Below are 10,591 nucleotides of genomic sequence, written 5' to 3' on the forward strand. Positions count from 1 at the left end.
TCATTGCTGGGAGCGCCGATGTCCACATCGGCTCCGGCGAGCGTTCCTGCAGCATCGACACGGAAAAAAGCTCACGGGTTACATGCAGCGCTTGCCCGTGCGGCGGAGCCGTACCCAGAGCCGATGTGGACATCGGCGCTCCCAGTACGGAATCCATGCACGGCTCCCTCTGCTGCTTTGCCCCTCTCTACCGCGTTTCCTTCAGCCCGCGTGCTTTGTCGATGAGCTGCAGGAACTCGCCGCGATAGCCCAGCTTGTCTGCGCCTTTGCCATCCAAGGCCAGGCGGCGCACGGTTTCCCAGCTGAGGCTGCCCTTGTAGCTGGAGTCGCGCAGCAGCAGGCCAAAGCCCGCCACGGCGGCGCTGAATTTGAATTCCTCGCTGCTCGCGGTCAGTGTCTTGCCCTCGTCCTTCGTCGGCACTTCGATGAGCTTGCTCAGATCGCTCTCGGGCTCCTTGTAGCGCAGCTTCACGGTCATCAGCTCGCCGCTCTTTGCGGCTTCGGCGAGCTGCGCAGGAGTGATGGCAGGGGCCTGGTATTTCAGGCTGTCCACGGCAGGGCGGCCTTCCGCGCCCGCGGGCAGATTCGCAGGCACCACTTCATACAAGGCCACCACGCTGTGCCCTGCGCCGATCTCTCCGGCGTCCTTGGTGTCGTCGTTGAAATCCTCCTTCGCCATCACGCGGTTTTCATAGCCGATGAGCCGGTAGCCGCGCACCGCCGCCGGATTGAACTCCACCTGGATTTTCACATCTTTGGCGATGGTCTCCAGCGTGCCGCTCATCTGCTCCACCAGCACCTTGCGCGCTTCGCTGAGGCTGTCGATGTAGGCGTAGTTGCCGTTGCCTTTATCAGCGAGGGTTTCCATGGTGCGGTCCTTCAGGTTGCCGCTGCCAAAGCCGAGCACGCTGAGGAACACACCGCTCTTCGCCTTGTGCTTGATGAGTTTTTCCAGCTCCTCCGGCGAGCTGACGCCCACGTTGAAGTCGCCGTCTGTGCAGAGGATCACGCGGTTCACGCCGCCTTTGATGAAGCCCGCCACCGCCTGCTCATACGCCAGCTGGATGCCCGCGCTGCCATGGGTGCTGCCGCCCGCGCTGAGGCGGTTGATCGCCGCCAGGATCTCCTCCTTCTTCTCACCGCTGGTCGGTGGCAAAACGACGCCGCTGCTGCCGGCATACACCACCATCGTCACGCGGTCCCCTTCCCCGAGCTGCTCCGTGAGCATGCGGAGAGACTGCTGCACCAGCGGCAGCTTGGCAGGCTCATTCATCGAGCCGGAGACATCCACCAGGAAGACCAGATTGCTCGCCTTGCGGTTCTTGTCCATCTCACGGCCTTTGATGGAGATGCGCGCCAGCCTGTGCACCGGCTGCCAGGGGCACGGGGCCAGCTCCACACGCACGCCGAAGGGTTGCTTCGCCTCATGCGCGGGGCCTTCTTCGGACGTGGGGAAATAGTTCACCAGTTCTTCAATGCGCACCGCATCCGGCGGCGGCAGCATGTTCTGGTTCAGGAAGCGCCGCACGTTCGCATACGAGGCGGTGTCCACATCGATGGAGAGCGTGGAGAGCGGCTCACGCGCCACCTCCTTCATCTCGTTTTCGATGATGCGCGTGTAGCTTTCCCCCGCGCTCGGCTGGCTGGGACTCTTGGAAATCTCTTCCACGGGAGCCGCTTTACGAACGAGATAGAAGTCATCCGTCTTCACGTCTTTGCCCATGGTGGCACTGCCATACTGCTCCTGCACCGGCACTTTGTCCTCCCAGGTCTCGGTTATTTGGGCCAGCATCTTGGACCGCTGGCTGTCATAGGCTGTCTTAAAATACGCCTGACGCTTTTTGTCAGCGGCTTCCATCCCACGACGAGCTGCCTGGTTGTATGGATCCGTGCGCAGCACATTCTGGTATTGAGTGATGGCGGCGTCGTAGTTTCCAGATTCAACCGCGCTATTGCCCAGCATCAGCCCCGATTGCACCTTGTCCACAGCAGCCGCCTGCGGCGTGGTCGCGGAAAAGCTCACAATGGCATCCGCAGGGACTGCGGGCGGACTCTGCACCGGCGCTGCGCTTGCACCCAAGCCCCCGATGTTCTTGCCATCCTTCACCGCCAATCCACGATTGCCCGTCACCAGCACCGAGGCTGGCGCAGCCGCAGGCGCCGCGGTTGCCCCGGCTGCCCCAGTTGCCACCATGCCACCGTTAAAATTCAGCGACGCGCCCGCATTGCGTTTCATCGCTCCGAGATCATCCAGCATCGGAGCAAACGCATCCCCACTCGGCATCGCCGCACCATTGGCCACACTCAGCGTGCCGCCATTGATCGTCGTCGCCCCTGTGTAGGTGTTCGCACCCGCCAGCGTCAGCGCTCCCGCGCCGGTCTTGGTCTGGCTCATCGCGCCGGATGCTGTGGTGACGGTGGACGCATTCGCATCGGCTGGCAGAGGAGGGAGCGCCACGGCATCGGTCCTCGCGATCGTGGCACGGTCGTGCAGGTCGTAGTGCCAGCCGCCGTTGACCAGGTCATAGTTGGTGCTGGAGGCGAGATTGACCGGCCCGAGATTGGTGTTCACGCCCAGCGTCAATGGCTGGGTGTCATTCATGCCGTAGCCACCGTGGCCGCCCGAGAAGCTGTTGAAACCTCCGCCGTTGGCCAGAGCGCCCATGTTGTTGAGGAAGCTGTAATCAAAACTCACGCTGGCAGGGCCTAAATCTCCCGGAACAGTGGCCGCAAGTTCGGGGTACTTGAAGGGGGCTGCTTTGCTGATGGCAGTCCCTGGGAGATCCCCCCCGCTGGAAGACAGGCCCTGCATGCCGCCGAAGTTCAGCGCGTAGGCGTTTTGATCCTGAATCTGTTTGAGCCTGCTCACATCTCCTGGGGTCATGGCGCTCTGGCTGTTGTTCAGGACCAGGGGGCTGGCAGCCGGCGCGGCACCGGCCACGGGCGCAGGTGTCGGTAGCTGGCTGACCGTCGGCTCCAGGCTGACCACCGCTTTTTTCTGGGTGCCCGCCAGCAGTCGTGCCTCGGGGCCCTGCGGCGTGCTCTTCTTCGCGAGCTGCACCTTGATGCCCGGCTTCTCCGCCACGGCGGCGAAGGCACGGGCTTCGCTCTTTCTGGAGGAATACGCCTGCCACGTCCAAAACCCGCCCAGCACCGCGCATGCGGCGAGGGAGAGGCGGACGATGACGCCGATGTTCCACCGCGTGGTCTGGCCCGACTTCTCGCTCGATGCAGGCGGTAGCGCAAGCGTCCCGCTTGCTTCGGTCTCCGGCTGTAGTGCAGGCGTCCCGCCTGTTCCGGGCAATCGAGACGATTGCTCTACGAGGCGTTCGCGCTGCTTGTCGGTCAGCGCCAGGGAGTCGTCGCGCAGTTCGCTCAGAAGGAAGTCGCAGAAGGCTTTGGTTTCATCCGCCTTCACTTTGTCCTGCGGATTTTCCTGCAGCGCCGCCTCCAGCTGCTGGCGTTCTTCGGCGCTGGCTTCATCCAGCGCCCAGGCGGTGATTTGTTCCGGTTTCATGATCTCAAAAATAGGCAGGGGGTTTCAAGCGATGGCGTGTTTCAGTTTCTGCGCCGGCGGCGGCGCGTCGTGGTCCTTCCACTTCGTCTTCAGGGCGGCCACGCCGTGGTGGATGAGGTAGCCCACGTTGCCGATGCTGGTCTGCATGGCGGCGCTGATCTGCTGGTAGTCGAGTCCGGCGATGAACTTCAGCCGCACCGCCTCGCGCTGCCGCACGGGGAGTGTTTCGATGAGTTCGCGCAGGGCGGTGGCGGTCTCCCGCTGCTCCATGGCGTCATTCGGCGCAGGATCAGCGGCGATTTCCAGATCGAGAGTTTCGGTTTCCATAACGACGAGGCGTTGATGTTTGCGGTGATGGTCCAGGGCACGATTGCGGCACACGGTGAAGAGCCAGGGAGCGAGCCTCTCGTGGTCGAGCGTGGCGAGGTGCTGGCTCAGCTTTAAAAACACGTCCTGCACGATGTCCCGCGCGTCCTCCAGATCCCCCGTGTAACCATGCGCATAGCGGATGAGGGGCCGCTCGTAGCGCTGCAGGGTTTCGAGAAAGAGGTCGTGCGGTTCGCTCATGGGAGTGTGTTCGGCGGGCATCACGGCTGACATTCCCGCATCTTGGGAGAATTTTTCACAGAAGGCGAGATTGATCCTACAGAGCATGCCCCGCCCGGGCGAAACGAGAGACGCGGGACCTGGAAACCAGCGCAGTGCGCGGCCACCGTCTGCCGCCTTTCCACACTTCATGGACGGCGCACGTTTTTGGAGGGCCTGCGGGAAAGACAGACCCGAAGCTTCGGACCCGGCGCAGCGGGTCCCTACCTTCCCCTGCGGCACGCGCTAGCGTGGGCTGCGGCCTCATGGCATGCCCCTTTTCAGAAGCGCCGGCCCTCAAGCCACCATCTCGATCTGAAACGGTGTCAGCATCGTCAGCGCCTGGTCCTTGGCGCTTTCAAAGGGATACACATGCACGTTTGGCACCACGCAGTTCAGGTGAAAATCAAAGAAGGCGCGCATGTAGTCTGCGGTGATCGGGGCGTCCGGGTGGCGCTGCCGCCAGAGGATCGCCTTGATGACGTAGCCATGGCAAAACACCGCGATGCGCTGCTCCTCGCGCTCGCGCAGGGCTTTTAATGAGGCATCCACGCGTGCGCAGAAATGCCGGAACGTCTCCGCGCCCTCGCCATCGCAGTAGTCGGGGTCGCAGCGCTCCCAGTACTGCCGTGCGGGCTCGCGGCGTGTGGTCTCCGTGGTGCCGATGTAGCGGCCCGGCGCCAGGAAGGTGAGCTCATGCACGGGGAGCTCCACCACCGGCACCTGCGGCAGCCGCCTGCGCAGCGGCTCTGCGGTGAGGCCCGTGCGCGAGTAGCGCGATACCACGATGAGATCCGGGTCCGCCTGCCACTGCGCGGCCACCGCCTCCGCCTGCGCCCGGCCCTTCTCGCTCAGCCCGATGGCATGCGGCGTGTCCGTGGGAAACCCCGCGTTGCTGAGGCTTTCGGCATGACGGATGAACCAGATCGTTTTTTTCATGGGGGCGTCTGCCATAGGCGCAGGCATGCGCGATGGCAAATGCGGGTGCGTTTTGTTTGGGAAAGACACAGGCCATCGCCTCTCATGGGCTCCCGGAGGGAGCAGAGAAATGAGCCGGTGGTGAAGCGAAACCGCGAAGCGGTGCAGCGGGAACCACCGGACCCTGCCATGAAAACATCCCCGTTCTGGGAGGCATGCCGGAGGTATGCGAGAAGCGTTCGGCCGCCCAGCGGCCACGAGGAGTCTGCGCACGGCTCTCGCATACCTCCGGCATGCGGCCTTGAACTCGGGGGATGGGGCCGCGTGATCCGGTGGTTCTCGCTCGCCAAGCCTCGCTTCACCACCGGCTAATTTCCGCACTCCCTCCGGGAGCTTCTTCCCTAGTTGCGTCTCACCTCAACGCTTCACTTCGGCCTTTCCCCCAGCCCGCACCTCCGTCTTCGCCTTCTCCTCGATTTTGTGACGTTCCTGCCGCGCAAAACCCACGGGCATGTACACGGCGAGCGCGTAGCCGCACAGCCAGAAGCCCGTGCGCGCCCAGTACTTCACCGGCTGCCGGCTGCGGAAGGTCGGCCCGGCATTGTCGTCCAGGCAGCCGGTGCGCAGCGTCTGCACGAGCTGACTCGCTACCAGAAAACACCACAGCGGCGCAAACACCGTCATGAAGCTGAACTCATGGATCACCACCCCGCAAGCCGCCGTGACCACCGACAAGCCAAACAGCCCCCAGAACCACGGCGAGCGAAACTGCATCTTCCGCGACGGCACCACCGGCTTCCGCCCGCAGGCCTCTTCCTTGTCCCGCACGATCTGCCAGCCCAGCCGCCCGCCGCCACGGATCTCCCCGCACTTCGGGCACTCCATCCCCAGTCCTTCCGAGCGATCCAGATGCGCATGCCCCGGCCTTGAGCAAAACGGGCACAGCAGCGCCAGACTCCCCCGCATCAGTTTGACACCCAGCACCCCACCCACCAGCGCATACACCACCACCAGCCCAACCATGACTCCTTCCATCGTCGAGGTGTCCCCGCAGGACTGCCGTGGAAAGAGCAGCATGTTCAACACCCAGCCCCCCACCAGCACCCACGGTGCCGTGTGAATGGTGTAGAAACAGAAACGGTAGCTGAGCATGCCCCCGAGTGAAACGGATTGGCTGAGTTTTGGCAATGACAGTCTGAGGCGGGGATTGGAAGCACGATGAAGCAAAGCCGCCATTCCAGTAAACGATTTCCTTCTCACCCCCACCGGTTACGTGACAGACTGCGCCAGGCCCTTCTCGCTCAGCCCGATGGCATGCGGCGTGTGAGCACGTTGCGGAGCGCATTCCAGAGCCGATGTGGACATCGGCGCTCCCAGTACGGAATGCCTGCCATACGTACGATGGGTGTGGCGACAGCCCGTGCGTCCTTCGAAGCACGCAGTGCGAAGAATGGACACGTCCATGAGCGTGATCGCAAACGCCATGACGTGCGAGCGTCCTCGCAGTCGGGCGGTTTGGCGGAGAGGGCGGTGGAGGGTGGCAGTGGTTTCGACGCCAAACACGACCAACCTACGACCGGAGCGTTGCGCTATTCGTGCACAAGCCTGCACAGACCGTTTTAAGTGGCGCGCAGCTCATTGCTGGGAGCGCCGATGTCCACATCGGCTCCGGCGAGCGTTCCTGCGCCATCGACATGGAAAGAAGCTCACGGGTTACATGCAGCTCGCGCGTGCAGCGGAGCCATGCCCAGAGCCGATGTGGACATCGGCGCTCCCAGTACAGAATGCCTGCCCTACGTACGATGGGTGTGGCGACAGTTCGTGCATCCTTCGAAGCACGCAGTGTGAAGAATGGACACGTCCATGAGCGTGATCGCAAACGCCATGGCGTGCGAGCGGCCTCGCAGTCGGGCGGTATGGCGGAGAGGGGCTGGTGAGTTGAAGCCAGCAGCATTCGCCACACACGCCCAACCTACTTCCAATCATGCGCGCGCTCCGGGGTGATCGGACAGATCCCCCGGCGCGAACTTCTGCGCAGCCGCGAAGCAAACTCAGCCCTACTTCTTCGCCTCCGCCTGCAGCGCGGCTTTATCCGCGGCGAGCTGCGCGAGTGCGGCGGCCTGACGGGCTTTCTGTTTGGCTTCGTACTCGGCGAGGGTTTTGGCGCGGGCTTCGGCGCGGCGGGCTTTGGCTTCTTCTTCGGCCTGGCTGAATTTGGCGCGCTCGGCGTCCTGGGCGGCTTTGATGGCGGCGGCTTCGGCGGCGCGTTGTTCTTTTTCGAGGCGGATGGCTTCCTTCTCGGCGAGCTGCTTGGCCTTCAGCTCGGCGGCGGCGGCGCGGAGGGCTTCTTTTTCGGCCTCGGCCTGGGCTTTGATGGCGGCTTTGGCGGCCTCGGCCTCTTCTTTGGCGAGGCGTGCGGCTTCCTTGGCGGCTTCTTTTTCGGCGAGTTCACGGGCTTTGGCAGCGGCCTTCTCGGCTTCGGCCTGCTCCTTGGCCAGGCGGGCGGCTTCTTTGGCGGCGGCTTTTTCAGCGTCGGCCTGCTCCTTGGCGAGACGGGCGGCTTCCCGCGCCTCCGCAGCGGCGAGCATGGCGGCCAGTTTCTCGGCCTCGGCCTTTTCCTTGGCGGCAGCCTTCTCGGCAGCTTCCTGCTCTTTGGCCAGACGTGCGGCCTCCTTGGCGGCGGCTTTTTCGGCTTCGGCCTGCTCCTTGGCAATCCGGGCGGCTTCCTTCGCGGCCTCCTTTTCGGCCTGTTCGCGGGCCTTGGCTTCGGCTTTTTCGATGGCGGCCTGTTCTTTGGCGAGACGCTCGGCCTCCTTGGCGGCGGCTTTTTCGGCTTCGGCCTGGGCCTTGGCTTCCGCGGCGGCGACCATGGCGGCCAGCTTCTCGGCGATGGCACGCTCCTTGGCGGCGGCTTTCTCGGCGGCCTCGCGTTCCTTGGCCAGACGTGCCTCCTCCTTCTCGGCCAGGGCACGGGCTTTGGCGGCTTCTTTTTCGGCGAGTTCCCTGGCCTTGATGGCGGCGGCGGCGGCGCGCATGGCCTCCAGTTCCAGCGCAGCCTGAGCCTTGGCGGCAGCGGCGGCTTCTTCCTTGGCGATGCGCGCGGCTTCCTTGGCCTCGATGGCGGCCAGGCGCGCGGCTTCCTTCTCGGCCAAAGCCTGCGCCTTGGCGGCTTCGCGTTCCGCGATGTCGGCGGCGACCTTCGCCTCCATGGCGGCGGTGAGTGCGGTGGTGAAGTCGATCATCTGCTGGCTGAGCTCCGCTGCGGTGGCGGTGAGCGCCGGGGCGGCGTCTTCGAGCACGCGGGGCTGGATTTCGAGCGCCTGAAGTTTCTGCGCGGTGTCAGCAAGAAGGGCGAGGAATTTGGGATCGAGCTTGGTGGTCGGAGTCATTGCGATAGGTCGGAAAAAGGGGCGGGAATGATGGTCAGAGATGGGCGGGTGTAAAGCGGAAGCGGCGTTTCGGGCGGGAGGTTTCAAGTTTCAACCGCGCGCCCAGAGCGCGGACTTCAGTCCGCAGCAGCTCTTTGCTGGGAGCGCCGATGTCCACATCGGCTCCGGCGGGCGTCCCTGCACCATTGCCACGGAAACAAGCTCACGGGTCGCACGTCGCTTGACCGTGCGGCGGAGCGCATGCCAGAGCCGATAGAATATCGGCGCTCCCAGTACGGAATTCATTCTCGAGACGCGACATGGTGGCGCGCAGGTGAGGGACTCAACATTCACGAAGCGTGCCGTTAATGAAGCGCCTTGGGCACATGGCTTCTTGACCTCGGCGCTGGCTGCGCAAGCCTGACGCATGCGAAAACATCCCCTGACCCTGCGCCTCTCTTTTCTGGCTCTCCTCGCCTCCACCGCCACCGGCTTCGCGGCGGAGTTTGCGCCGCTTTTCCTGAGTGCGAATCAGCTTTCCATCGCCACGGGAAAGCCTTCGCTGGTGATGATGTCCAGCGGCTCCACGCACATCCCGGTGTGGTCCATGTCCGGCGGCACGGACGGGCAGTCGGTGAGCGGGGTGGTGACCGGGCTGCCCAAGGACTGCGGCGGCGTGCGGGTGGAGATCACGGTGACGACCACGGACGCGGAGACGAGCCCCGCCTTGGAGGATGTTTACCGCGTGCACCTTTCCCAGATGGTGGAGGGGGCGCCCTTCACCGAGCGTCATCTGCAGGGCGATCCCATCCGCACGGCGCTGCCTGCCGCGCCGCTGCACTCCCGCACGATTGTTTTGGAGTCGTACTACCAGGTGGTGCCCGATGCGCCCCTCACCCTGCGCATTCAGCGCGAGCCGGCGGACCCCGCCGACACCTTCACCCGCCCGACCGGCCTGGCGGTGGTCAAGGTGACGCCGCTGAGCGCCCTCGCTGAGCCCCGCATTGTGCAGGACGTGCCTGGCTACAATTCGTGGCCGATGCTGCAGGCGCTCGGCGACAAACTCGTCTGCGTTTACACCCGGGGCTCGGGGCACACGATTGGTGAAGACGCCCGCGCCACCTACGCGCGCACCTCCACGGATGGCGGCAAGACGTGGACCGCTGAAACGGTGGTGGCGAACTCTCCCGGCTATGGCGATGTGCCCGTGGGCAAAGGGCTGGACTCCACCGGGGCGATGCTGCTCTGGGTGCGCCGGGTCGGGAAAGATTGGCATCAGGATCTGTACCGCACGACGGATGGCGTGAAGTTCACGCTGGTGACCACGCCGGAGCTGGCCGTGCGGCCGGTGCAGATCACGGATGTTTTTTCCGTCCCAAACGTCGGCCTCATGTCGCTGTGGTTCGCCGGAAACTACGGGACTGAAGCCACCAACTCCTGGGGCATGGTGACGAGCAAGGACGATGGCAAGACCTGGACGCAGACGCCCGTGGAATCCGATCTGCCCAAAGACCAGTGGCCCACCGAACCGGCCGCCGTGTACCTGGGCGATGGCAAGATCCTCTGCATTGCACGCACCGAGATGGGCGGCCCCGGCACGGTGCGTTCGCAGTTTCAGATCACCTCCACCGACTACGGCAAGACCTGGACGCGCAAGCAGACGAACATCACCGATGTGGCCGCCTCCACCCCGAGCCTGATCCTGGATGCCAAGACGGGGCTGCTGAGCCTCTACTACTACCAGCGTGGCCGAGCGGGCCTGCTGCGGCGGCGGGTCGTGGAGCCCAAGCATGTGTTTGAGCATCCGCTGCTGTGGCCAGCCTCCGAAGCGGTCGCTGCCGGGAGCCAGATCGCGTATGATGCCGGCAACGTGAACGCGACGGTGATCGGCGGCACGCACTACCTGTCGTTTTACTCCGGCAAGGCACCGAACACGGCGGTGCTGGTGAGCGAGCTGAAGGCGCCGGGTGGGGGGAAGAAGTAGAGGGGGGACGCGTTGGTGAGGGATCATCCTGATCCCTCCTCGCAGGCGACGCTCGGCTCCGCTGCCGCCGGTCATTGCGCGTTCATCCGCCTTGCTCTCGCGGAGGGCTGGGGACAGCGCTCCCTACCCGGCGCTGGTACGCCCGCAGGCCCAAGGCTGGTAGGGCGGATTGTCCACAAGCCGCCGGGGCTGGCGGGTTGCCCATGGACAGGTAGGACA

At 64.4% G+C, this 10,591-nt stretch carries 6 protein-coding genes; 1 reads left to right on the forward strand and 5 read right to left on the reverse strand.

What is annotated here, in order from left to right:
* Window positions 1–187: 187 nt before the first annotated feature.
* From ACILSL_RS25650 to ACILSL_RS25670, 5 genes are all read right to left on the reverse strand, one after another.
* Entirely contained in the window at window positions 188–3,517 is a 3,330-nt protein-coding gene (locus ACILSL_RS25650) for a von Willebrand factor type A domain-containing protein (protein ID WP_395734926.1), read from the reverse strand.
* 24 nt (window positions 3,518–3,541) lie between these two features.
* Window positions 3,542–4,105, reverse strand: coding sequence for an RNA polymerase sigma factor (locus tag ACILSL_RS25655; RefSeq protein WP_395734927.1), 564 nt, complete (start codon window positions 4,103–4,105; stop codon window positions 3,542–3,544).
* Window positions 4,106–4,399: 294 nt separating this feature from the next.
* Complete coding sequence (locus ACILSL_RS25660) at window positions 4,400–5,041, reverse strand: histidine phosphatase family protein (protein ID WP_395734928.1); 642 nt, start codon at window positions 5,039–5,041, stop codon at window positions 4,400–4,402.
* Window positions 5,042–5,437: 396 nt separating this feature from the next.
* Window positions 5,438–6,172 carry a hypothetical protein gene (locus ACILSL_RS25665; protein ID WP_395734929.1) on the reverse strand — a complete coding sequence of 245 codons (735 nt, stop codon included), beginning with the start codon at window positions 6,170–6,172 and terminating at the stop codon, window positions 5,438–5,440.
* A 905-nt stretch (window positions 6,173–7,077) separates the two neighbouring features.
* Window positions 7,078–8,409 (reverse strand): hypothetical protein, encoded by a 1,332-nt coding sequence (locus ACILSL_RS25670; RefSeq protein ID WP_395734930.1) that lies wholly within the window; start codon window positions 8,407–8,409, stop codon window positions 7,078–7,080.
* A 406-nt stretch (window positions 8,410–8,815) separates the two neighbouring features.
* Here ACILSL_RS25670 and ACILSL_RS25675 point away from each other — a divergent pair, with 406 nt between their 5' ends.
* Window positions 8,816–10,372, forward strand: a complete 1,557-nt coding sequence (locus tag ACILSL_RS25675) for a sialidase family protein (RefSeq protein WP_395734931.1) — start codon at window positions 8,816–8,818, stop codon at window positions 10,370–10,372.
* The last annotated feature ends 219 nt before the right edge of the window (window positions 10,373–10,591 follow it).

Source organism: Prosthecobacter sp., from assembly GCF_044222345.1.
Taxonomy (GTDB): domain Bacteria; phylum Verrucomicrobiota; class Verrucomicrobiia; order Verrucomicrobiales; family Verrucomicrobiaceae; genus Prosthecobacter.

What these genes read in the sequence shown, in the direction of transcription:
- ACILSL_RS25650 (WP_395734926.1), bottom strand. Translation starts at nt 3,517, where the DNA reads ATGAAACCGGAACAAATCACCGCCTGGGCGCTGGATGAAGCCAGCGCC.
- ACILSL_RS25655 (WP_395734927.1), bottom strand. Translation starts at nt 4,105, where the DNA reads ATGCCCGCCGAACACACTCCCATGAGCGAACCGCACGACCTCTTTCTC.
- ACILSL_RS25660 (WP_395734928.1), bottom strand. Translation starts at nt 5,041, where the DNA reads ATGAAAAAAACGATCTGGTTCATCCGTCATGCCGAAAGCCTCAGCAAC.
- ACILSL_RS25665 (WP_395734929.1), bottom strand. Translation starts at nt 6,172, where the DNA reads ATGCTCAGCTACCGTTTCTGTTTCTACACCATTCACACGGCACCGTGG.
- ACILSL_RS25670 (WP_395734930.1), bottom strand. Translation starts at nt 8,409, where the DNA reads ATGACTCCGACCACCAAGCTCGATCCCAAATTCCTCGCCCTTCTTGCT.
- ACILSL_RS25675 (WP_395734931.1), top strand. Translation starts at nt 8,816, where the DNA reads ATGCGAAAACATCCCCTGACCCTGCGCCTCTCTTTTCTGGCTCTCCTC.